General features: G+C 62.7%; 18 protein-coding genes. 13 read left to right on the forward strand and 5 right to left on the reverse strand.

The window, feature by feature from the left end; genetic code table 11:
- Window positions 1-8: 8 nt before the first annotated feature.
- Both IB264_RS26600 and coaA read left to right on the forward strand, forming a co-directional pair.
- Complete coding sequence (locus IB264_RS26600) at window positions 9-332, forward strand: phosphoribosyl-ATP diphosphatase (RefSeq protein ID WP_025425353.1); 324 nt, start codon at window positions 9-11, stop codon at window positions 330-332.
- Window positions 329-1,324, forward strand: a complete 996-nt coding sequence (gene coaA, locus IB264_RS26605) for a type I pantothenate kinase (protein ID WP_025425352.1) — start codon at window positions 329-331, stop codon at window positions 1,322-1,324. The genes IB264_RS26600 and coaA overlap by 4 nt, the downstream gene beginning before the upstream one ends.
- 99 nt (window positions 1,325-1,423) lie before the next feature.
- Here coaA and IB264_RS26610 read toward each other — a convergent pair whose 3' ends face one another.
- From IB264_RS26610 to IB264_RS26630, 5 genes are all read right to left on the reverse strand, one after another.
- Window positions 1,424-2,035, reverse strand: a complete 612-nt coding sequence (locus tag IB264_RS26610; RefSeq protein WP_025425351.1) for an alpha-ketoglutarate-dependent dioxygenase AlkB — start codon at window positions 2,033-2,035, stop codon at window positions 1,424-1,426.
- A gap of 10 nt (window positions 2,036-2,045) precedes the next feature.
- Window positions 2,046-2,495 (reverse strand): hypothetical protein, encoded by a 450-nt coding sequence (locus IB264_RS26615; RefSeq protein WP_025425350.1) that lies wholly within the window; start codon window positions 2,493-2,495, stop codon window positions 2,046-2,048.
- Window positions 2,492-2,965 (reverse strand): peptidoglycan-binding protein LysM, encoded by a 474-nt coding sequence (gene lysM / locus IB264_RS26620; protein ID WP_025425349.1) that lies wholly within the window; start codon window positions 2,963-2,965, stop codon window positions 2,492-2,494. The genes IB264_RS26615 and lysM overlap by 4 nt, the downstream gene beginning before the upstream one ends.
- A gap of 93 nt (window positions 2,966-3,058) precedes the next feature.
- Complete coding sequence (gene arfB / locus IB264_RS26625; RefSeq protein ID WP_025425348.1) at window positions 3,059-3,493, reverse strand: alternative ribosome rescue aminoacyl-tRNA hydrolase ArfB; 435 nt, start codon at window positions 3,491-3,493, stop codon at window positions 3,059-3,061.
- Window positions 3,494-3,710: 217 nt separating this feature from the next.
- A complete protein-coding gene (locus IB264_RS26630; protein WP_025425347.1) occupies window positions 3,711-5,321 on the reverse strand; it encodes a phosphoenolpyruvate carboxykinase in 1,611 nt (536 codons plus the stop codon).
- 329 nt (window positions 5,322-5,650) lie between these two features.
- On the opposite strand from IB264_RS26630, the gene chvI reads away from it, so the two are divergent.
- From chvI to addA, 11 genes are all read left to right on the forward strand, one after another.
- On the forward strand, window positions 5,651-6,379 hold the full coding sequence (gene chvI, locus IB264_RS26635) for a two-component system response regulator ChvI (RefSeq protein ID WP_025425346.1): 729 nt from the start codon (window positions 5,651-5,653) through the stop codon (window positions 6,377-6,379).
- Window positions 6,380-6,607: 228 nt separating this feature from the next.
- Entirely contained in the window at window positions 6,608-8,389 is a 1,782-nt protein-coding gene (locus IB264_RS26640; RefSeq protein ID WP_025425345.1) for a sensor histidine kinase, read from the forward strand.
- A 29-nt stretch (window positions 8,390-8,418) separates the two neighbouring features.
- Entirely contained in the window at window positions 8,419-8,841 is a 423-nt protein-coding gene (locus IB264_RS26645; RefSeq protein ID WP_051509138.1) for an HPr kinase/phosphorylase, read from the forward strand.
- A 156-nt stretch (window positions 8,842-8,997) separates the two neighbouring features.
- Entirely contained in the window at window positions 8,998-9,399 is a 402-nt protein-coding gene (locus tag IB264_RS26650) for a PTS sugar transporter subunit IIA (RefSeq protein WP_025425343.1), read from the forward strand.
- Complete coding sequence (locus tag IB264_RS26655) at window positions 9,396-9,689, forward strand: HPr family phosphocarrier protein (RefSeq protein ID WP_025425342.1); 294 nt, start codon at window positions 9,396-9,398, stop codon at window positions 9,687-9,689. Before IB264_RS26650 ends, IB264_RS26655 begins: the two co-directional genes overlap by 4 nt.
- A 168-nt stretch (window positions 9,690-9,857) precedes the next feature.
- Window positions 9,858-11,258, forward strand: coding sequence for an adenosylhomocysteinase (ahcY, locus tag IB264_RS26660; RefSeq protein ID WP_025425341.1), 1,401 nt, complete (start codon window positions 9,858-9,860; stop codon window positions 11,256-11,258).
- Between the two features lie 306 nt (window positions 11,259-11,564).
- Window positions 11,565-14,045, forward strand: coding sequence for a PAS domain-containing sensor histidine kinase (locus tag IB264_RS26665; protein WP_025425340.1), 2,481 nt, complete (start codon window positions 11,565-11,567; stop codon window positions 14,043-14,045).
- Window positions 14,045-15,556 carry a tRNA (adenosine(37)-N6)-threonylcarbamoyltransferase complex ATPase subunit type 1 TsaE gene (gene tsaE / locus IB264_RS26670; protein WP_025425339.1) on the forward strand — a complete coding sequence of 504 codons (1,512 nt, stop codon included), beginning with the start codon at window positions 14,045-14,047 and terminating at the stop codon, window positions 15,554-15,556. Before IB264_RS26665 ends, tsaE begins: the two co-directional genes overlap by 1 nt.
- A 10-nt stretch (window positions 15,557-15,566) precedes the next feature.
- Window positions 15,567-16,298 (forward strand): nucleotidyltransferase family protein, encoded by a 732-nt coding sequence (locus IB264_RS26675; protein ID WP_025425338.1) that lies wholly within the window; start codon window positions 15,567-15,569, stop codon window positions 16,296-16,298.
- Between the two features lie 2 nt (window positions 16,299-16,300).
- Window positions 16,301-19,480 carry a double-strand break repair protein AddB gene (gene addB / locus IB264_RS26680; protein ID WP_025425337.1) on the forward strand — a complete coding sequence of 1,060 codons (3,180 nt, stop codon included), beginning with the start codon at window positions 16,301-16,303 and terminating at the stop codon, window positions 19,478-19,480.
- On the forward strand, window positions 19,470-23,039 hold the full coding sequence (addA, locus tag IB264_RS26685) for a double-strand break repair helicase AddA (protein ID WP_025425336.1): 3,570 nt from the start codon (window positions 19,470-19,472) through the stop codon (window positions 23,037-23,039). Before addB ends, addA begins: the two co-directional genes overlap by 11 nt.
- The last annotated feature ends 76 nt before the right edge of the window (window positions 23,040-23,115 follow it).

Consider the following 23,115-nt stretch of genomic DNA (forward strand, 5'->3'; position numbering starts at 1 on the left):
TTTCGTTCATGAGTGATTTCTCCCTTTCCGACCTCGAGACCATCGTCGCCGCGCGCGCCAAAGCGTCACCGGACGAATCCTGGACGGCGAAACTGGTCGCAAGCGGCCAGCAGAAAGCGGCCAAGAAGCTGGGCGAGGAAGCGGTCGAAACCGTGATCGCAGCGATCCGCAACGACCGCCAGAATCTCGTCGATGAGAGCGCCGATCTGCTCTATCATCTCATGGTCGTATTGAAAATTGCAGACATTCCGTTGCAGGATGTGCTCGACGAACTTGCACGGCGGACAAGCCAATCCGGTCTGCAGGAAAAGGCTAATCGGCAGGATCCATGACCCTAGCTGCGCAAGACATCGAAACGGTCGATCTCCCGGACAATCTCCAGAACCGGGACTATTCGCCCTATCATCTGTTTTCTGCCGAAGAGTGGTCCCGCTTTCGCGCGGACACGCCCCTGACGTTGACGGCAGACGAAGTGCAGCGTCTGCGCTCGCTGAACGACCCGGTGGACCTCGGCGAGGTCAGGCAGATTTACCTGTCGCTGTCGCGGCTTCTGTCCGCGCATGTGGAATCGTCCCAGCTTTTGTTCGAGCAGCGCAAGCGCTTCCTCAGCATGTCCGGCGAGACGAAGACGCCCTTCGTCATCGGCATTGCCGGATCGGTCGCCGTCGGCAAGTCGACGGCCGCACGTATCCTTGCCCAGCTCCTGTCGCGCTGGCCGTCGAGCCCGAAGGTCGATCTGGTGACGACGGACGGCTTCCTCTATCCGAACGCCGTCCTGCAGCGCGAAAACATGATGGATCGCAAGGGCTTCCCGGAAAGCTACGACCTCGGCGCGCTGCTGCGGTTCCTCTCGGCGATCAAGGCCGGCCAGCCCAATGTCAAGGCACCGAGCTATTCGCACATGACCTATGACGTGCTGCCGGACCAGTACACGGTCATCGACCGGCCCGACATTCTGATCTTCGAAGGCATCAACGTCCTGCAATCGCGCAACCTGCCCGCCGACGGCAAGATCGTGCCGATGGTCTCGGACTTCTTCGACTTCTCGATCTACATCGACGCCGAGGAGAGCCTGATCCACAGCTGGTATGTCAGCCGCTTCATGCGCCTCAGGGAAACGGCCTTCAAGAATCCGGAATCCTACTTCCACCGCTATGCGACCATCAGCGAGGATGCGGCGCGCGCGATCGCCGAAGGACTTTGGCACAACATCAACCTGAAGAACCTGCACCAGAACATTCTGCCGACGCGGCCGCGCGCCGACCTCATCCTGCAGAAAGGCCCCAACCACCTCACCGAGAAGGTGGCGCTGCGCAAGCTTTGAGCGTGCAACATGCGTGCGACCCGAGAATACGCAGCGATGGCTTCGCGGAAAATGTGGGCGTGACGCGAAGGCTGCCGCTCTATTTTGACGCGACATGCCTTAGGGGTTCACCCGGCGCAGCGTCAGATTGAGTCGGCCACCGTTCTTGAGCAGCGTCGATGTGTTCGGATAGATCCGGTCGACGCCGTGGAAGGCCAGACGCCCCTCGCCGCCGAGCACGACGATATCGCCGCTTTCGAGCCTGAAGGATATGGTCTGGCTGCCGCGCTCTCTGCCGCCGACCCGAAACAGGCAGCTATCGCCAAGGGAAATCGAGACGACTGATGTTTCCAGATCGCGCTCGTCCCTGTCTTGGTGCAGACCCATGCGGGCCTCGTCGGAATAGAAATTCACCAGGCATGCTTCCGGCCGTTTGTCGCTGGCCGAAACCGCATTCCAGATTTCAAGGAGAACATCCGGCATCGGCGGCCACGGCCTGCCCGTCCCCGGATGCTGCGGCTGATAACGGTAGCCCTTCTCGCGGTCGGTCACCCAGCCGAGCGGGCCGCAATTGGTCATGCGCACCGACATCGGCTTACCGGTCTTCGGCATCGCCGGCACGAACAGCGGCGCTTCGTGCACCACGCCCCTGATCGCTTCAACGATCTGCTCCTGACGGGCCCGGTCGAGAAAGCCAGGGATGTGTTTTATTCCTTTCGGGAGAACCTGCATGAGGTTGCCCTCACTCCTCAAGCCCGAGCAGTTTTGCCGGGACGCCGTAGCGCTCAGACCAGCCGGCATAGGCGACATCCGTCGGACCAACGACGTGATCCACCAGATTCCATCGACCGCCCTGGAAGCTGACGAGCGCGAACACCGTCAAGCCATCCATCATGTCGGCCTCGTCGCGAAACCCGGTCTGCGCGAGATCGATGCTGCCGCCGCCCGGACGTTGCGGCTCGACCTGGACGAAGGCCCAGTTCGGCGCCGCTCGCATCGTCGTGACGACGAATTCAACCGAACCGCGCATCTCCGCCTCGACGGCAGGCCGCAAGGCATCAAGGATCGCTGCACGCTCCGAACTACCCTTAGCCGGCTCACGCAGCGATTGCGCGGTGCCGGCGGAGGCAAGTCCAAGACTTGCGACCACCAGAACGACGCTCGAAAATGCACGCATCGACAAGGCTGTCACGCGGCATCCAGATCCGGAATGCGCAGCACCTGACCGGGGTAAATTTTGTCGGGATGGGTCAGCATCGGTTTGTTTGCCTCGAAGATGACCGTGTGCTTGGCGCCCTTGCCCTTGCCGTACTGCGCCTCGGCGATCTTCCAGAGGTTGTCGCCCTTCTTGACGGTATAGAAGACGGGGGCCTTGGCGGGCGCGGGCGCTGCACCGGCATCCGCCACCTTCAGCTCAGACGCTTCGACCGAAGACACGCCGAGCGTGTTGCCGACGGCGACGACCGCCTTCTCGAACGCCGTCTGATCCTTGACGACACCCTTCAGCACCACCTTGTCGTTGACGACTTCGACCTGGACGTCCTTGGTGCCGAGATCGTGCGAAGCGAGTTCCTTCTGGACGCTGTCGGCATCAGGCGCATCGTCGTCACCGCCAATGCCCAACTTCTTGCCGGCGTTCTTGATAAAACTGAAAAGGCCCATGGATTTCTCCTTCTGCAAAAGTTCCTGCGCGATAAGAGAGGGCGCTTGGCGACAAAAGACAAGGGACAGCCGAAAAGAATCCGCAACCGCAAGTCACTCGCCAGTCGGGCGGCCGCGCAACTTCTTGGTCTCGCCGCGACCGGTTTTTTCCTTCAGTCGGCGCTCGATCGAGCCGCGTGTCGGCTTGGTCTTCCTGCGCGGTGGCGGCGGCGGCTCCGCGGCCTTCAGGATCATCTCCTTCAGCCGTTCACGGGCATCCTCGCGGTTGCGCTCCTGGCTGCGAAAGCGACTGGCCTCGATCATCAACACGCCGTCTTTCGAGGCGCGGCGACCGGCGAGCTTCAGGGTGTTGGCCTTGATGCGATCGGTGAGCGCGGGCGAGGCCTGGACATTGAAGAACAACTGAACGGCCGTCGACACCTTGTTGACGTTCTGTCCACCCGGCCCGCCAGCCAGCACGAATTGCTCGCTGAGTTCCCACCCGGCGATAACGATCTGTTCGTTGATGTATAAAGGGTCGCTGGCCATGATCGCTCCTGGCGCTTTCTACTGCATAATTCCTAAAACCGGAATCGATTTACGGAGAAAATTATGCAGCAGATCTCGAGCCTTACAGCGTCCTTTGCGCGTCACATTTGACGCGTGCGCTGCAGCGCACAGAGCGAACCGCTTGAAAACAAGCAACCACAAAAAGTGAAACCCGGCCATTGAGGCCGGGTTTCACGTGAATCATAGCCAGCAATGCTTATTCGGCGGCAATCTTCGTGCCGGGAGCTGCATCGCGGACGCTGCCATCGACATGGTCTTCGAACTTGGCGAAGTTGGCGACGAACATATCGACGAGGCGACGGGCCTGAGCGTCATAGGCGTTACCATCAGCCCAGGTCGAGCGCGGATCAAGAATGCCGTCGTCGACGCCCGGTACCGAAACCGGCACGGCGAAGCCGAAGTTCGCGTCAGTGCGCAGTTCGCTAGCGTTCAGCGAACCGTCGAGGGCTGCCGCGAGCAGGGCGCGGGTCACCTTGATCGGCATGCGGCTGCCGGCGCCATAGGCACCGCCGGTCCAGCCGGTGTTGACCAGCCAGCAGGTGACGCCGTTGTTGGCGATCAGATCCTTCAGCAGGTTGCCGTATTCCGACGGGTGACGCGGCATGAACGGCGCGCCGAAGCAGGTCGAGAACGTTGCTTCCGGCTCGGTGACGCCCTTCTCGGTGCCGGCGACCTTGGCGGTGTAGCCAGACAGGAAGTGATACATCGCCTGTTCCGGCGTCAGCTTGGCGATCGGCGGCATCACGCCGAAGGCATCGGCGGTCAGCATGATGATCGTGCGCGGCTGCGGCGCGGTACCGGTTTCGCTGGCATTCGGGATGAAATCGAGCGGATAGGCGCAGCGGGTGTTTTCGGTCAGCGAACCGTCGTCGAAATCGGGAACCCGGCGTTCGTCGAGAACGACGTTCTCCATGACGGTGCCGAAGCGGCGGGTCGTCGCGAAGATTTCCGGCTCGGCCGCTTCGGAGAGACGGATGGCCTTGGCATAGCAACCGCCTTCGAAATTGAAGACGCCCTGCTCTCCCCAGCCATGCTCATCGTCACCGATCAGCGTGCGGGTCGGATCGGCCGAAAGCGTGGTCTTGCCGGTGCCCGACAGGCCGAAGAAGATGGCGGTATCGCCTTCAGGGCCGACATTGGCCGAGCAGTGCATCGGCATGACGCCCTTCTTCGGCAGCAGGTAGTTCAGAACGGTAAATACCGACTTCTTCATCTCGCCGGCATAGGACGTACCGCCGATGAGAATGAGACCGTTGGTCAGATCGCAGGCAATGACCGTTTCCGTGCGGCAGCCGTGCCGCTCGGGATCAGCCTTGAAGCTCGGCAGGTCGATGATCGTCAGCTTCGGCAGGAAGGAAGCCAGCGCACCACGCTCCGGACGGATCAGCAGGTTGCGAATGAACAGCGAATGCCAGGCAAATTCCGTGACGACGCGGGTCGGCAGGGCATTGTCCTTGTCGGCGCCGCCAACGAGATCCTGGACATAGAGCGACATGCCCTTGGCATGATCAAGCATATCCTGGCGCAGCACGGCGAAATGCTCCGGCGACAGCGGCTTGTTGTTGTCCCACCAGATCTGATCGTCGGTGGACGCATCACGAACGACGAACTTGTCCTTCGGGGAGCGGCCGGTGTGCTGACCGGTGCGCGCAACGATCGCGCCGTGCGCCGTCAGCTGAGCCTCGCCGCGGCGAATGGCTTCTTCATAAAGCTCTGGGGCTTCGAGGTTGTAGCGGACCACATCGAGATCCGTAAAGCCGAGTTTTTCCAAGCCGTTCGCTGCATTGCGAGTGCCGAGTTGCTCCATGGTCAAGCTTCCTTCGTGTTTGGCCATTGGCGTTAAATCTGGCCGGAACATACTTGCATGCTCGCTCAAAAACAAGGCGACGTCAAAAAAAGAATAATGATTTCAGTATATTAATCGATTTAAAGAAAATTATCGTTTTTTTAATCGGTTGAATCCGAGTTCCCTGCGCCATATCTGCCTCTGGGCGACGGAGTGTACGCTTGAGCGCATTTTGGGCTTCGCCACAATTTGTTCCACCTTTATACTCAAGTAACGCACCCGTGACTCGCGGTTGCCGCAGATTCGGAGACGAAACCGGCGATCGGCCTCAAATGACGGAGTTGAACACGATGCAGACCATCGCGCTTGTCGATGATGACCGGAATATCCTGACGTCCGTATCCATCGCGCTTGAAGCTGAAGGCTACAAGGTCGAGACCTATACCGACGGCGCCTCGGCGCTCGAAGGCCTGTTGGCCCGACCGCCGCAGCTTGCGATCTTCGACATCAAGATGCCGCGCATGGACGGCATGGAGCTGTTGCGGCGCCTGCGTCAGAAGTCGGATTTGCCGGTGATCTTCCTGACCTCCAAGGACGAGGAAATCGACGAGCTCTTCGGCCTGAAGATGGGTGCGGACGATTTCATCACCAAGCCGTTCTCCCAGCGCCTGCTGGTCGAGCGCGTCAAGGCGATCCTGCGCCGGGCGGCCAACCGCGAAGCGGCTGCAGCCGGCGGCACCGCCGGAACACCCAAGACTTCCGACACGCCCTCGCGCTCGCTCGAGCGTGGGCAGCTGGCCATGGACCAGGAGCGCCACACCTGCACCTGGAAGAACGAGCCGGTCACGCTTACGGTGACCGAGTTTCTCATTCTTCACTCCCTCGCCCAGCGCCCGGGCGTGGTGAAGAGCCGCGACGCGCTGATGGACGCCGCCTATGACGAGCAGGTCTATGTCGACGACCGCACCATCGACAGCCACATCAAACGGCTGCGCAAGAAGTTCAAGATGGTCGACAATGACTTCGACATGATCGAGACGCTTTACGGCGTCGGCTACCGCTTCCGCGAGATGGCCTGAAGCGACGCGGGGTCTCAGCACTTGCCATCGCGTCGTTTGTGGAGCATTCAGAACCGACGCGATGGCGGCAGGCTTTGACCCGCCTCTTGGCTTGGCCGGTGGCATCGGATCCACGAGACCGAAGACCAGAAAGAACATCCGCGGATCTGCGAAACCCGACATCCGGGTGACGCCTGGTCGCAATCAGAAGATACGGCGGGGATACTCCCGCTGCGGGAGCGGAAAGACTTGGTGGAAGTCTTGCAAGGCGATGTCGATGAACTTGACGGACGGACATCGGCGAAAGGCCGGCGCTGGGCCTATTCGTTCACGCTGATTCGCCGCCTGTTCGGCAACGCCGTCTTTTCGAGCCTGACGCGACGGATCGTCTTCTTCAATCTCGTTGCGCTCGTGGTTCTGGTCGGCGGGATCATGTATCTCAACCAGTTTCGCGAAGGGCTGATCGACGCCCGCGTCGAAAGCCTGCTGACCCAGGGCGAAATCATCGCCGGCGCCATTTCGGCTTCCGCCTCCGTCGACACCAATTCGATCACCATCGATCCTGAAAAACTGCTGGAGCTGCAGGCCGGCCAGAGCATCACGCCGCTGCCGAGCGACGAAGACCTCGATTTCCCCATCATCCAGGAACGGGTGGCTCCGGTGCTCAGGCGGCTGATCTCGCCGACCCGCACCCGCGCGCGCCTGTTCGACGCCGATGCGGATCTGCTGCTCGATTCGCGCCACCTTTATAGCGGCGGCCAGGTGCTGCGCTTCGACCTGCCGCCCGTCGATCCCGAAGCCACCGGTATCGAGGAAAAGTTCGGAAGCTGGATCAACCGCCTGCTGCAGTCGGGCGACCTGCCGCTCTACAAGGAGCCGCCGGGCGGCAACGGATCGATCTATCCGGAAGTGATGAACGCGCTGACCGGCGTGCGTGGTGCGGTGCGCCGCGTGACCGAAAAGGGCGAGCTCATCGTCTCGGTCGCCGTGCCAGTGCAGCGGTCCCGCGCCGTTCTCGGCGTGCTGCTCTTGTCCACCCAGGCCGGCGATATCGACAAGATCGTGCATGCCGAACGCCTCGCCATCATCCGCGTGTTCGGGGTAGCCGCCCTCGTCAACGTCATTCTGTCGCTGCTCTTGTCGTCGACGATCGCCAATCCGTTGCGGCGCCTTTCGGCCGCCGCCATCCGGGTGCGTCGCGGCGGTGCCAAGGAGCGCGAGGAAATTCCTGATTTCTCGTCGCGCCAGGACGAGATCGGCAATCTCTCCGTCGCGTTGCGCGAGATGACGACCGCACTCTACGACAGAATCGCGGCGATCGAGAATTTCGCCGCCGACGTCAGCCATGAGTTGAAGAATCCGCTGACGTCGCTGCGCAGCGCAGTCGAAACGCTTCCGCTCGCCCGCACCGACGAATCGAAGAAGCGGCTGATGGACGTCATCCAGCATGACGTTCGTCGCCTCGACCGCCTGATCAGCGATATCTCCGACGCCTCGCGTCTTGACGCCGAGCTTGCGCGTAGCGACGCCAAGGTGATCGACCTCGAAAAACTGCTGGGCGACCTCGTCGATATCTCGCGCCAGATCCGCAGCAAGAAGAAGCCGGTGCTGCTCGATTTCGTCATCGACCGCAAGGACAGCCCCAAGGCGCGCTTCGCCATCAACGGCTACGAACTGCGCATCGGCCAGATCATCACCAATCTGATCGAAAACGCCCGCTCCTTCGTACCCGAACAGGGCGGCCGCATCGTCGTGCGCCTGACGCGCTCCCGGTCGCGCTGCCTCGTCTATATCGAGGACAATGGTCCCGGCATCCAGGCAGAAGACATCGACCGGATCTTCGAACGCTTCTATACCGACAGGCCGGAAGGCGAAGACTTCGGCCAGAACTCCGGTCTTGGCCTGTCCATCTCCCGGCAGATTGCCGAAGCGCACGGCGGCACGCTGAAGGCCGAGAACATCATGGGTCCGGATCGGCGGATCGTCGGCGCCCGCTTCGTGCTTTCCCTGCCCGCCGAGCCGCACGCGTGACGCCGCGGCACAACATTCACGGCACGGCAATGGTTCTCGGCACGACCGGCTTTCTGGTAACCGGACCTTCCGGCATCGGCAAATCGCGGCTGGCGCTCGCCTGTATTTCGGCGGCACAGCAGATGGGACACTTTGCGGCACTGGTCGCCGACGATCGTGTCGACCTGTCAATGGAGCAGGGCCGAATAATCGCCCGTTGCCCCGCGTCGATCGAAGGCCTGATAGAGATCCGCGGCGCCGGCATTGCCAGGCTCGAGACGGTGCATGCAGCGGTAATGGATTGGGCAATCCTGCCCGTCAACGCGCCATTCGATCCGCGCATGCCGCCGGAAAACGAGGAACTTCCCCTACCCGGCGGTGGCAGCCTGCCAATTGTTCGCGTCCCCATTGAAAACGGCGTACACGTGCTTGCTGTTCTGCGTGTGCTGCTACCCGAAAAATTAGGATTTTAGCTATAGTTGCAGGCAACTGGGCTGGTTTTTCGGCATTTTTGGCTTGCACTTCGCCTTTTCCTTGCCAAGATGGCCGCCCCAACAGGTGGACGAAATTGCTGCATTGCGATATCTGACCATCAGTGAATTGCGCGTGCAGTCGGAGAAAAGATACCCATGATCGGACTTGTGCTTGTCACCCATGGCAAGCTGGCTGAGGAATTCCGGCACGCGCTCGAGCATGTTGTCGGTCCGCAAAAAGCTATCGAGACCGTTTGCATCGGCCCCGAGGACGACATGGATCAGCGTCGGCAGGATATCCTCGACGCCGTGACCAATGTCGACGAGGGCCACGGTGTCATCATTCTCACCGATATGTTCGGCGGCACGCCTTCCAATCTTGCCATCTCGGTCATGCGCAGCGGCACGGTCGAAGTCATCGCCGGCGTCAACCTGCCGATGCTGATCAAGCTGGCCGGCGTGCGTGGCGAAAGCGACATGGACAAGGCCCTGCTGGAGGCTTCCGAGGCGGGACGCAAATACATCAACGTCGCCAGCCGCGTCCTGAGTGGAAAATGATGGACCATCGCACCGACATGTTGCTGACGCGCGAGCTCCTCATCGTCAACAAACGCGGCCTCCACGCCCGCGCTTCGGCGAAGTTCGTACAAACGGTCGAGGCCTACGATGCCGAAATCACGGTGTCGAAGGACGGCAGCACCGTCGGGGGCACCTCGATCATGGGCCTGATGATGCTGGCCGCCAGCACCGGCTCAAGCGTTTGCGTCACCGCCAGCGGTGCGCAGGCCGAAGAAGCGCTGAATGCGCTCGACGCGCTTGTGCGCGACAAGTTCGGCGAAGAAATGTGACCGACAATATAAAGATATAAAGACTTCTTTATATCGAGGTTGCCCTGCCCCAGGATTCCTGATAGATCGATCGCACTCTCACCGCGATGACATGCGCGGGAGGCATAGTCGTGCCGCCGGATGGCCAGAGGGCCAGAGCGGCTTGAAGAGATCAGCCTGGAGAATTTCATGACCACCACTCAGGATTACATCGTCGCCGACATCGGTCTTGCCGATTTCGGACGCAAGGAAATCACGATCGCCGAAACCGAGATGCCGGGCCTGATCGCCTGCCGCGAAGAGTTCGGCGCCTCCAAGCCGCTGAAGGGCGCGCGGATCACCGGTTCGCTGCACATGACCATCCAGACGGCCGTGCTGATCGAGACGCTCGCGGCTCTCGGCGCTGACATCCGTTGGGCCTCGTGCAACATCTTCTCGACCCAGGACCACGCAGCCGCAGCAATTGCTGCCAGCGGCATCCCGGTCTTCGCCGTCAAGGGCGAAACGCTTGAAGAATACTGGACCTACACCGACAAGATCTTCCAGTGGACCGACGGCGGCGTCTCCAACATGATCCTGGACGACGGTGGCGACGCGACCATGTACATCCTGCTCGGCGCCCGCGCCGAAGCCGGCGAGGACGTTCTCTCCAACCCGGGTTCGGAAGAAGAAGAGATCCTGTTCGCGCAGATCAAGAAGCGCCTCCAGGCTTCGCCGGGCTGGTTCACCAAGCAGCGTGACGCCATCAAGGGCGTGACCGAGGAAACGACGACAGGCGTCAACCGTCTGTACCAGCTCCAGGCCAAGGGCCTGCTGCCCTTCCCGGCAATCAACGTCAACGATTCCGTCACCAAGTCGAAGTTCGACAACAAGTACGGCTGCAAGGAATCGCTGGTTGACGGCATCCGCCGCGGCACCGACGTGATGATGGCCGGCAAGGTTGCCGTTGTCTGCGGCTACGGCGACGTCGGCAAGGGCTCGGCTGCTTCGCTCAGCGGCGCTGGCGCCCGCGTAAAGGTCACGGAAGTCGACCCGATCTGCGCCCTGCAGGCAGCCATGGACGGTTTCGAAGTCGTCCAGCTCGAAGATGTTGTTTCGTCTGCCGACATCTTCATCACCACGACCGGCAACAAGGACGTCATCCGCATGGACCACATGCGCGAGATGAAGGACATGGCGATCGTCGGCAACATCGGCCACTTCGACAACGAAATTCAGGTCTCCGCGCTGCGTAACCTGAAGTGGACGAACATCAAGCCGCAGGTCGACATGATCGAGTTCCCGAAGGGCAACCGCATGATCCTTCTGTCGGAAGGTCGCCTGCTCAACCTCGGCAACGCCACCGGTCACCCGTCCTTCGTGATGTCCGCTTCGTTCTCCAACCAGGTGCTGGCTCAGATCGAGCTTTTCACCAAGGGTGAGAACTACAAGAACGAAGTCTACGTTCTGCCGAAGGCGCTCGACGAGAAGGTTGCCCGCCTGCACCTGAACAAGCTGGGCGCGAAGCTCTCCGAGCTGTCGCGCGAACAGGCCGACTATATCGGCGTCGGCCAGCAGGGTCCGTTCAAGCCGGAACACTACCGGTACTAATCGTTACCCGGGCAATCCACAACATGTTGTGGCCGCGTTCTTGACAAGAGAGCGCGGCCTCTTTTTTGGGCAGCTCCCTTCCCGGCGATTCGTCAACGAAGTATGCTCTAACCCATTGATTCGTGATGCCGGTGCGGACCTTCGGGCATTGCGAGTGGGATGTCTTGTCGGCAAGCGGCAAACAGACGGAGACAGACCGGGGATGCAATCAGAACTGACGCGAACCCTTCAACCGGGTATCGCCGGAACTGCGCATGGCACTACAGGGCCGGCAGCACCCTTCGGGCAGACGGGGACGGCAGCGCCATGACAACAGCACAACAAACCTCATCGGGCGGTCGCCGCAAAGGTCCGGTATATCTCCGCCGCCTGATTTCTTGCACGGCGCTTTTCGCTGCGACCGATGCGGTCGCCCAGGTCTCGGCGCAGAAGGCGAATATCTTCGGTTCGTCGGAGGTCATCACCTTCTCCGTCCTCATCGGCGTCATTTCCGCGGCGATGATCTCGGCAATCTGGCTGATCCGCCAGCGCGGCAATATCGAGGCTGAAAACCGCGAGCTGCGATCCGACCTTTCGGACGCCAATCAGCGCCTCTCGCGCTTCCAGGCGCTCATTGCCGACAAGAACCGCCGCATCGTCATCTGGGATGGGCTTGCCGAGCGGGCCGAGTTGCTCGGCCAGTTGCCGGCAGAAACCGGCGCGCCTGCAGACGATCGCGAGTTCCTGGCCTTTGGGCGCTGGATTAAGGCGAATTCCGCCAGCGAGCTCGAAAAGGCGATCGACGCCTTGCGCACGCAGGCACGCAGCTTCGATCTGGTGCTCGAAACGACGCGCAACGAAGTCCTGGAGGCACAAGGCCGCGTTTCCGGCGGACGCGCTTTTGTGCGCTTCATCGCGCTTAACAACATGCGGGCTGAACTGGCTGAACTGAAGCTCGAACGCGATCGCCTCAACAACTCGCTGACGTCCTTCCGCACCCTGCTCGACGCGATCGACCTGCCGGTCTGGCAGCGCGGCACCGATGGAGCGCTGAGCTGGGTCAACGAGGCCTATGCCGACGCCGTGGAAGCCCCCAACGTCGCTGCAGCCATCGCCGAGGGCCGTGAACTGCTGGCGACCGTGGCACGCGAAAAAATACGCGCCGTCTCGACCTTCGACACGCCATTCCGAGACAAGCTGTCGACCGTGGTCAAGGGCAACCGCACATTCTTCGACGTCGTCGACGCACGCAGCCCGGCCGGAACGACCGGCATTGCCATCGACGTCTCCGGCGTCGAGGCTGTGCGGGAAGAACTCAATCGCACGCTCAAGAGCCACGCGGAAACGCTTGACCATCTCGCAACGCCGGTCGCAATCTTCGACGGCAATCAGCGCCTGCAATTCTACAACCAGGCCTTCCAGCGCCTCTGGAACCTGGACATGGGCTTCCTCGAGCGCAAGCCGGACAATGGCGAAGTGCTCGACCGTCTGCGCTCGGGCGGACAGCTGCCCGAACAGCTCAACTGGAAACAGTGGAAGGCGAACGCGCTCTCCGTCTACCAGGCGCTCGATACGCAATCCGACCTCTGGCACCTGCCGAACGGCCAGACGCTACGGGTATTCGCAACGGCACGGCCGCAAGGCGGCGTCACGTGGGTATTCGAGAACCTAACCGAGAAGGTCGATCTGGAAACCCGCTACAACACGCTGGTCCAGGTCCAGGGCGAAACGATCGACCATCTGGCCGAAGGCGTTGCGGTGTTCGGTCCCGATGGCCGCATCCGGCTTTCCAACCCGGCCTTTCGCGCGACCTGGGGCATCAACGAGACCGAGGCGAAGCCAGGCACGCATATCCGCGCGATCGAGCAGGCCTGCCTCATGTCCTACGACCAGCCGGACGGCTGGAAGCGGTTCTCCCATATCATCACCAGTTTCGACGACGAACGGCCCTCGAGTCGAGGCATTCTTGAACTTCGAACCGGGCTGATCCTCGACTACGCCGTCATTCCGCTGCCAAACGCCCAGACGATGCTGACCTTCGTCAACATCACCGACAGCGTGCGGGTCGAACGGGCACTGACCGAGAAGAACGATGCGCTGCGCAAGGCGGATGCGCTGAAGAACGACTTCGTTCATCACGTGTCCTACGAGCTGCGCTCGCCGCTTACCAACATCATCGGTTTTGCCGATTTGCTGAAGACGCCTGCCTTTGGTGACCTCAACGATCGGCAGGCGGAATATGTCGATCACATCGCCACGTCCTCGTCGCTGCTTTTGACCATCGTCAACGACATTCTCGATCTTGCGACCGTCGACGCCGGCATCGTCGAGCTCGACATGTCGGAAATCAATCTTACCGACTTCCTCGACGACATCGCCCATCAGATGGCTGACCGACTGGTCGAGGGCGGCGTCACACTGCGCGTTGCGGCACCCGACAACCTCGGACGCATGGTCGCCGACCAGCAGCGGCTGAAGCAGATTTTCGTCAAGCTGCTCACCAACGCCGCCAACTTTGCTCCTGACGGTAGTGTCATCGAGCTTTCGTGCCGGCGCGACGGTGGAGACTTCGTCTTTTCCGTTTCGGACAGCGGACCGGGCATTCCCCAGGACGTGCTCGATACGGTGTTCAACCGCTTCGAAAGCCACGGTCAGCGCGGCGGCGCCGGCCTTGGCCTGTCGATCGTCGAGAGCTTCGTCAGCCTTCACCACGGCACCGTGTCGATCCGCAGCCGTGAGGGCGAAGGCACCGAGGTCAGCTGCCGTATCCCTTCGGCAGAGGTCCCGAAGATCGTCGCGGCGGAATAATGAAGCCGATCGAACGCTTCCTGAAGGACGAGGCAGCCACGATCCAGCTTGGCGAAGACCTGGCTCTGGCGCTGAAAGTCGGCGACTGCCTGGCTCTCTCGGGTGATCTTGGGGCCGGAAAGTCGACCTTGGCACGCGCCTTCCTGCGCGCCGTCGCCGATGACGACGGGCTGGAAGTCCCGAGCCCGACATTTACGCTGGTGCAGAGCTACGACCTGCGCATTCCCGTGGCGCATTTCGATCTCTATCGGCTGGCAGATGCCAGCGAACTCGATGAGCTGGGCTTCGACGAGGCGCTGTCTCTGGGCGTCTGCCTGGTCGAATGGCCGGAGAGGGCCGACGGGGCGTTGCCTTCCGACAGGATCGTGCTGCAGATCACCCATGAGGCGGCCGGACGAACCGCCAGCATCGCCGGCCCCGAAGATGCCCTGCAGCGCATTACCCGCTCGCTGGCGATCCGCGATTTCCTCGCAGGTAACGGATTTGCGGACGCGCGCCGACGTCACCTGAGCGGCGATGCCTCGGTGCGAGCATACGAACGGGTCGACGGCCGAGACGGCCTTCCGAGCCGGATCCTGATGGATGCCGCGCGGCATAAGCCCGGTCCGATCCTCCAGGATGGCAGGTACTACCAGCAACTCGCGCATATCGCCGAAGATGTGATCCCCTTCGTCGCCATCGACGAGCTCCTCAGAGAACGGGGCTTTGCAGCACCTGTGATCTACGCACGCGATCTCGACCAGGGAATTCTGCTGATCGAGGACCTCGGCTCCGAAGGAGTACTCGACGAGGCCGGGAAGCCGATCGAGGCACGCTACGTCGAAAGCGCGCGCTTGCTCGCCCGACTTCACGCCACCCCGGCAAGGCGTGACATCGCGCTCTCCGGCGGCGTAGAGCACCATATCCCTGATTTCGACCGGAGGGCGATGAAGATAGAGACCCGGCTGCTCACCGACTGGTACCTGCCGTGGAAACGCGGCGAGCCGGCGACGGAACAGGAAAAGCAGGAATACGCGGCGATCTGGGACGACCTCATCGACCTCATCGCGACGTCGGAGAAGAACCTGCTCCTGCGCGACTTTCACTCGCCGAACATCATCTGGCGTCCCGAGCACGAGGGTCTCCAGCGTGTCGGCCTGATCGACTTCCAGGATGCGATGATTGGCCCGACGGCCTATGACGTGGCGTCACTGGTGCAGGACGCTCGGGTGACGATCGAACCGGCACTGGCAAGCCGCATGATGGATGCCTATCTCGGCGACCGCCGCGCTGCCGGTTCGTTCGACGAGGCCCTGTTCCTTCGCGACTGGCATCTGATGTCGGCGCAGCGCAACTGCAAGCTCGTCGGCATCTGGGTGCGGCTGATGCAGCGCGACGGCAAACCCGGCTATATGAAGCATATGCCGCGCACTTTCGCCTATCTCGAAGTCGCTCTCATGCACGAAGCGCTGAAACCCTTGCGCGACTGGTGTATGAAGACGGGAATCATCGTGCCCGAATCAGCGAACTGACAGAGAAGCAATGTCGATCAGCAATGCGATGGTGCTCGCGGCGGGCCTCGGTACCCGTCTACGCCCGATCACCAACTCCATCCCGAAGCCACTGGTGAAGATCGCCGGCAAGCCGATGATCGACTATGTTCTGGATCTGCTGGTGAACGCCGGCGTCACCAGGGCAGCCGTCAACGTCCACCACTTCGCCGACCAGATGGAAGCACATCTGGCGCAGCGCCCGGCGCCCGAAATCGTGATTTCCGACGAACGCGATGCGCTGATGAATTCGGGCGGTGGCCTGGTCAAGGGGCTGAAGCTGCTTGCCGATGGCCCCGTTCTGGTGATGAACGCCGATCTCTTCTGGGTTGGCGAGGAAGCGGGCAAGCCCAGCAATCTCGAGCGGCTCGCCGGCTTCTTCGATCCGCAGCGCATGGACATGGCACTGCTTTGCGTGCGCGACGAGGATACGACCGGGCACAACGGCAAGAGGGACTTTTCGCTCGGCACCGACGGCCGTCTGGTCCGCTATGCCGAGGGCATGGACAATCCCGTGGTCTATGCCGGCGCGATCGCGCTCGACAAGAAACTGTTTGCCGACGCGCCGGATGATGCGTTCAACCTGAACATCTATTTCGATCGGGCGATCGCCGAAGGCCGATTGTTCGGCATCGTGCTCGACGGCCACTGGATGACTGTGGGCACGCCAGAGGCGATCGAAGACGCTGAAGCCGCGATCCGCCGCTACCAGCCGGAAGGATGAGCATGTCCTATCGCGGAACCAACGTCTTTACGATTCCGCCGGGCCTGCCCTTCCTGAAGACACTTGCGCGCAAACTCTGCGACGGGACGCTGACGCCGGATTTTCGCTACGATCCCGCGGATCCGCTGCCGCTTGCCGGCGTGACGATTTTCGTCCCGACGCGTCGGTCCGCCCGCGTGCTGCGCTCCGAATTCGTCGATCTGCTCGGCGGCCGTTCGGCAATCCTGCCGACGATCCGGGCACTCGGCGAAACCGATGACGACAGCGGCTTCTTCGATGCGGAAGTGCCGGCGATCTTGGACCTGGCGCCGCCCCTTCCCGGCACCGCCCGCCTGATCGAACTTGGCCGGCTTATCCTTGCCTGGCGAAACCGCCTGCCGAAGGTGGTGCTCGACATTCACGCGGAAAGCCCACTGATCGCCCCCGCAAGCCCGGCGGACGCCATCTGGCTGGCGCGCAATCTGGCCGAACTCATCGATGCGATGGAGACGGAAGAACTCGACTGGGAGCAGCTCGACAGTCTCGATGCCGGCGAACATGCGCTGTGGTGGCAGCTGACGCTCGAGTTCCTGAAAATCGCCCGCACCTATTGGCCGGAGCGGCTGGAAGAACTCAAACAATCCTCGCCGGCACGACATCGCAACGCCATCCTGCAGGCCGAGACCCAGCGCATTGCCGCGGGCGCGCTTCAAGGGCCGATCGTCATTGCCGGTTCGACCGGCTCCATCCCGGCGACGGCCGCCCTGATTGCCGCGGTTCAGAAGCTGTCCAACGGCACGATCGTGCTGCCGGGGCTCGACCAGACGATGACCGACGCCGAATGGGGCATGATCGTCGGCGAGACCGTCACCGGCGGCAGATCCGATCCGGCCAGCCGCAGCCACCCGCAATACGGCTTTCACCGCCTGCTGCAACGCATGCAGGTGGAACGCCGCGATATCCCGACCCTCGACCAGGCCGATGCAGGGCTCATCGATCGCAGCGAAATCCTGTCGCATGCGCTTTTGCCCGCCAAGGCGACGAATGGCTGGACTGAAACCCGCAACGAACTTAAGCCCGAAACATTGCAACGGGCCTTTGGCGACGTCGCCCTGATCGAAACCGCCAATGAGCGCGAGGAGGCGACGGCGATCGCGATCGCACTGCGGCTGGCGCTTGAGGGAAGCGACGACAGCCAGGCGGCCCTGATCACCCCCGACCGCAATCTTGCGCGCCGTGTCGGCGCGGAGCTGGCACGTTTCGATATCGAGGCCGACGATTCCGCCGGCACGCCGCTCGCCTCTACGCCTGCCGGCACGCTGATGCGGCTTCTGCTGGAGGCAAGTCTCAGGCCCGGCGATCCGGTACCGTTGGTCGCTTTGTTCAAGCATCCCCTAGCCCGCTTCGGCCTGCCGCAGGCGGAGATGCGCCGCAGCGCCGATGTGCTGGAGCGCTTGGCGCTGCGCAGCGGCACCGATATCGCCGACATTTCGCTTCTGGTGCCGCTGCTCGAACAGGCAGCCGGCCATCACAGGACGGACCGCCATCCCCCGGAATGGCGGATCGGCATTACCGAGGACGACATTCTCGCCGCGAGGGGCCTCGCAGCGCGGGTAAAGGTGGCAACGGACCCACTCGCCGGCGCGCTGGTGCGGCGCAGCCATGGCCGCCGCCCCTTCTCCGAGATATTTACCTTTGCCGAATGGGCGACACGAACCGGCCAGGCGCTGGAGGCCGTCTGCGGCGACGAGCGCGCCGACCTCAGCGGTCTATGGTCCGGCGAGGCAGGCGAAGCCTTGGCGACGCTGCTGCGCGGCATCATCGAGACCGAAGGCCAGATGGATGCCGACGGACCGCAATGGTGCGACATCATGGAGGCGCTTGCCGCCAGTGAGGCGGTCAAGCCGCGCTCGATGCGCCACCCCCGCGTCTTCATCTTCGGCGCGCTGGAATCGCGCCTGCAGAGCATGGATCTCGTGGTGCTTGGCGGCATGAACGAAGGCAACTGGCCGGGGCAAACCGCCAATGATCCCTTCCTTTCCCGAACGATGAAAACCGGGATCGGCCTCGAGCCGCCCGAACGCCGCATCGGCCAGCTCGCCCACGACTTCCAGATGGCGTGCGGCACCCGCAAGCTGATCTTCACCCGCTCGATGCGCCAGGGATCGGCGCCGACCGTCGCATCGCGATGGCTGCAGCGGCTGCTGGCGCTGGGCGGCAAGCGGCTGGCAGAGAACCTGCGATCGAACGGCAGCGACTATCTCCTGTGGGCGCGGATGCTCGACAAGGGTGGGCGTCAGGCCTTGGCCGAGCGCCCGGCACCCAAGCCGCCGGTCGACCTGCAGCCACGCAAATATTCGTTCAGCGAAGTCTCGCGGCTTCGCCGCGATCCCTATTCGATCTACGCGCGCCGGATCCTGCGTCTGCATCCGCTCGACCCGTTCAATCGCGATCCGGGCGCGTCAGAACGCGGCACGCTCTATCACCGCATCGTCGATCGTTTCGTGCGCGGCGGCTTCGACATCCTGTCCGCGGCTGCAGAAGAGGCGATGGGCCGCCTGCTCAATGAAGCCTTCGACGAAGAACGGCTGCCCGCCCATATCGACACCATATGGCGGCCACGCTTTGCAGCGGTCGGCAAGGCGTTCGTCGCCTGGGAACGGGAGCGTGCGCGGTTTATCCGCAAGCCGTTGACCGAAGTTGCGGCATCGATGGAGATCGGGGTGGTGGATATTCGCCTGACGGGGATCGCCGACCGGCTCGACACGATGACCGACGGGACGGTGGAAATCATCGATTACAAGACCGGCTCCAGCCCGTCGATCAAGGAAGCCCGCGTGCTGCTCGATCCGCAGCTGGCGCTGGAAGCGGCAGCGCTGAAAGCCGGTGCGTTCAAGGGCATGGGTCCCGGCCACCCGCAATCGCTGCTCTATGTCCGGTTGAAGCCCGGCTCCCGCTTCAAGGTCGAGACCGTCAACAACGAAAACAGCCGCGCCAAGGAAACGAAATCGGCCGATCAGCTGGCGGACGACGCCCTGACTGAGCTTAGAAAGCTGCTGACCGCCCTGATGTCGGGCAGACATGGCTTTGCCTCACGACTGATCGTGCAGAAGGAACGCGACTACGGCGGTGAATACGACCATCTGGCCCGGGTTGCGGAATGGTCGACAGCCGACAGCGAGGATGACAGCGATGAGGGATGAAAGCGCCGGCCCCGACGAAAGGACGCCCGAAGCCTGGCTCGACTGGACGTCGCGCCGGCAGTCGCTCGCCTCCGATCCCGCTCGCTCCGCCTGGGTTTCAGCCAATGCCGGGTCGGGCAAGACCCACGTTCTGACGCAGCGCGTCATCCGGCTGCTGCTTGCGGGCTGCAGGCCTTCGGCCATTCTGTGCCTGACCTATACCAAGGCGGCGGCTTCGGAAATGTCGAACCGCGTGTTCGAACGCCTTGCCGAATGGGTGACGCTCGACGACGAGGCGCTGGAAAAGCGGATCGAAACCATCGAGGGCGAGTTGCCCTCGCGGCTGAAGCTCCAGGAGGCGCGGCGGCTGTTTGCGCGCGCGCTCGAAACGCCGGGTGGCCTGAAGATCCAGACTATCCACGCCTTCTGCGAGGCGCTGTTGCACCAGTTTCCGCTCGAGGCAAACGTTGCCGGGCATTTCTCGGTTCTCGACGACCGGGCGGCGGCCGTGCTGCTGGCAGACGCGCGCCGCGCCCTCTTGACCGCGACAACGGCTGACAGCGATGCACCGCTTGCCGATGCCTTTGCCACCGTGCTCGAGCTTGCCGACGACACCGGGCTTGAAAAACTGCTGGGTGCGATCGTCTCCAACCGCACGGCGATACAGGCATTTCTCGACCATGCTGACCTCCATGGCGGCGTCGCCGTGCAACTGCACGCGGCACTCAGGCTTGAACCTGAAGACAGCGTCGAGCGCATCCTCGAAAGCGTCTGGCCGCTTCCCGGCCTTAACGGCCCGGCCCTCGAACGCTACCTTGGATTGGCTGCCAGCGCCGGCGGCGCCAAGGTGCTCGATTTCGCCGAGGGGCTTCGCGCAACGGCCAAGCTTGTCGATCCGATGGCCCGATACGAGGGGCTGCAGGAGCTGTTCTTTACCGGCACCGGCAAGCCGCGCGCCGAATCGGCCTTCGTAAACAAGGCCATGCTCCAGGCCGCGCCGGATCTGATTGAGCTGGTCGAAGCCGCCCGCGATCATGTCATCGCCTGCGCCGACCGGCTGAGCATCATCCAGATGTACGAGGCGACACTCTCGGCGCTGACGCTCGCCGATCGGCTCAACAACGACTATGAAGCGCTGAAGCGCACCCGCAGCCAGCTCGACTTCGAGGACCTGATCAATCGCACCGCAAGCCTGTTTGCGCGCGGCGACGTCAGCGCCTGGGTTCACTACAAGCTGGACCAGGGCATCGACCATATCCTTGTCGACGAAGCCCAGGATACGAGCCCGACGCAATGGACGATCATCCAGGCGCTGGCGGCGGAATTCTTCTCGGGCGACAGTGCGCGCGGCAACGAGCGCACCATGTTTGCCGTCGGTGACGAGAAGCAATCGATCTACTCGTTCCAGGGCGCACGCCCCGAGCGTTTCTCGCGCGAAAGCATCGAGACCGAGCGGCGCGTGCGAGACGGCGGCAAGGCGTTCAGTCCGATCCGCCTGCAGCTCTCCTTCCGCTCCACCGTCGACGTGCTCTCCGCCGTCGATACCGTCTTTGCCAACCCGGCGCATGCGCGTGGGCTGAGCGCCCGGAACGAAGCGGTCGTGCACGCCTCGAACCGCATCGGCCATCCCGGCGCCGTCGACATCTGGGATGTGATCGCGGCCGAGCCGACGGCGACCGACGACGAATGGACGGCCCCCTTCGATGCCACGCCGGAAACGGCACCGGTCAACATTTTGGCACGGCGCATTGCCGCCGTACTCGATAGCTGGATCGGGCGCGAGACCATCATCGAAAAGGGCGTGCGCCGCGCCATGCGCCCGGGCGATGTCATCGTGCTCGTCCGGAAGCGCGACGCCTTTGTCAATGCGCTGACCCGCGCCCTGAAGCGGCGCAGCGACATCCCCGTCGCCGGTGCCGACCGGCTGGTTCTGACGAGCCATATCGCCATCCAGGACCTGCTGGCGCTCGGGCGCTTCATGCTGCTGCCGGAGGACGACCTGTCGCTCGCGGCGCTGTTAAAGAGCCCGCTGTTTAACCTCGACGAAGACATGCTTTTCGAACTCGCTGCCCGACGGGACGAAGGCGCTAGCCTCTGGCAGAGGCTGCAGGAATCCGGCGCCATCGAAGGCTCCCCACATGAGGGAACCGTCAAGGCGCTTCTTCGTTATGCCGCCCTTTCTCAACAATTGGCCCCGCATGATTTCTATGCCCGCGTGCTTGGCGTTCATGGTGGGCGCGCGGCGTTTCTCGCCCGGCTCGGCAGCGAAGTGAGCGACATTCTCGACGAGTTCCTGACCTTTGCGCTCGAACACGAAAGAAGCGGCCTGCCCGGCCTGCAGGCTTTCGTCTCGACGCTCGAAATCGAGGCGCCGACCGTCAAGCGCGAGCAGGACAAGGAGCGCGACGAAGTCCGGATCATGACGGTGCATGCGGCCAAGGGGCTGGAGGCGCCGGTGGTGTTTCTGGTCGACGGCGGCGGCAAGCCTTTCAACTCCCAGCACGTGCCCGATCTTCGCTTCCTCGAGATGCCACTCGCCGATGGCTCGAGCTACCCGCTGCCCGTCTGGCGGGCGCCCGGTTCGGCTTCGAATTCACTCATCGCCGCCGACAGCGACCGGCTGAAGACGCTGGCCGAGGAAGAATACCGCCGGCTGCTTTATGTGGGCATGACCCGGGCTGCCGACCGGCTGGTCGTCTGCGGGTATCGCGGGCAGCGGCCAAGTGCGGACACTTGGCACGCCATCGTGCAGGCGAGCCTTTCGCAGGACGAGAATGGTCGCTGCACCCCTGTCACCTTCAAGGCGGGTGACGAAGAATGGCCAGGGCACTCCTGGCGGGAAACGCATGTGCCGCGCGAAGTGCCGTCAGGTGACGAGCTATCGGACCTCATGGCCCCCGCGAAGACCGGCCTGCCGATTGCTCTTTCGACGCCGCTGCCGCCGCCACGGCGGTTGCCGCGGCCGCTGAGCCCATCGGGCGTCGGCATTGCGGTCGATGAGGACGACGGCGACATGATCGTCAGCTCGGCGCTGTTTTCCGTGAAAACGCCAGCAAATTTCTCGATGCTGCGCGGCGCCATCCTGCACCGGCTGCTGCAGGTGCTGCCGTCGATCGCCCCGTCCGAGCGCCTGGCGGCGGCCGACCGATATCTCGCCCGCTCGGTGCCGCGTTGGCCCGAAACGCAACGCAAGCGCCTGCGTGATGCCGTCCTGCAGGTCCTCGATCATGGTGACCTGCGCGCGCTCTTTTCCGGCGCCAGCCGCGCAGAAGTCTCGGTCATGGGCACATTGAAGCTCGCAAACCGCGAATTTGCCGTTTCCGGCCGGATCGACCGGCTGTCGGTGGCGGATGGCGTCGTCACCATTGCCGACTTCAAGACCAATCGCAGCGTGCCCGCGTCAGCCGACAACGTCCCCGCCGCCTATAAAACCCAGCTTGCGATCTATCGCGAGCTGCTGCGGCCACTTTATCCCGCGCACCGCTTCCAGTGTGCGTTGATCTTCACCGAAGGCCCCGTCATCCACGTGCTCGAGGATGCGGCACTGGACAGGAGCCTTGAAGACCTCGCGACAAAGTGAGATACCCGATATTGAAAATCCAGTGGGACAGCCTCACATGAGACACAACATCTGGACACCGACATTTCGAACGCAA

This window comes from Ensifer sp. ENS11 (assembly GCF_014851895.1).
Classification (GTDB): Bacteria; Pseudomonadota; Alphaproteobacteria; order Rhizobiales; family Rhizobiaceae; genus Ensifer; species Ensifer canadensis.

Excerpts from the sequence above, each read along its gene's own strand:
- IB264_RS26600 (WP_025425353.1), top strand. The coding sequence starts at position 9 with ATGAGTGATTTCTCCCTTTCCGACCTCGAGACCATCGTCGCCGCGCGC.
- coaA (WP_025425352.1), top strand. The coding sequence starts at position 329 with ATGACCCTAGCTGCGCAAGACATCGAAACGGTCGATCTCCCGGACAAT.
- IB264_RS26610 (WP_025425351.1), bottom strand. The coding sequence starts at position 2,035 with ATGCAGGTTCTCCCGAAAGGAATAAAACACATCCCTGGCTTTCTCGAC.
- lysM (WP_025425349.1), bottom strand. The coding sequence starts at position 2,965 with ATGGGCCTTTTCAGTTTTATCAAGAACGCCGGCAAGAAGTTGGGCATT.
- arfB (WP_025425348.1), bottom strand. The coding sequence starts at position 3,493 with ATGGCCAGCGACCCTTTATACATCAACGAACAGATCGTTATCGCCGGG.
- IB264_RS26630 (WP_025425347.1), bottom strand. The coding sequence starts at position 5,321 with ATGGAGCAACTCGGCACTCGCAATGCAGCGAACGGCTTGGAAAAACTC.
- chvI (WP_025425346.1), top strand. The coding sequence starts at position 5,651 with ATGCAGACCATCGCGCTTGTCGATGATGACCGGAATATCCTGACGTCC.
- IB264_RS26645 (WP_051509138.1), top strand. The coding sequence starts at position 8,419 with ATGGTTCTCGGCACGACCGGCTTTCTGGTAACCGGACCTTCCGGCATC.
- IB264_RS26650 (WP_025425343.1), top strand. The coding sequence starts at position 8,998 with ATGATCGGACTTGTGCTTGTCACCCATGGCAAGCTGGCTGAGGAATTC.
- IB264_RS26655 (WP_025425342.1), top strand. The coding sequence starts at position 9,396 with ATGATGGACCATCGCACCGACATGTTGCTGACGCGCGAGCTCCTCATC.
- ahcY (WP_025425341.1), top strand. The coding sequence starts at position 9,858 with ATGACCACCACTCAGGATTACATCGTCGCCGACATCGGTCTTGCCGAT.
- IB264_RS26665 (WP_025425340.1), top strand. The coding sequence starts at position 11,565 with ATGACAACAGCACAACAAACCTCATCGGGCGGTCGCCGCAAAGGTCCG.
- tsaE (WP_025425339.1), top strand. The coding sequence starts at position 14,045 with ATGAAGCCGATCGAACGCTTCCTGAAGGACGAGGCAGCCACGATCCAG.
- IB264_RS26675 (WP_025425338.1), top strand. The coding sequence starts at position 15,567 with ATGTCGATCAGCAATGCGATGGTGCTCGCGGCGGGCCTCGGTACCCGT.
- addB (WP_025425337.1), top strand. The coding sequence starts at position 16,301 with ATGTCCTATCGCGGAACCAACGTCTTTACGATTCCGCCGGGCCTGCCC.
- addA (WP_025425336.1), top strand. The coding sequence starts at position 19,470 with ATGAGGGATGAAAGCGCCGGCCCCGACGAAAGGACGCCCGAAGCCTGG.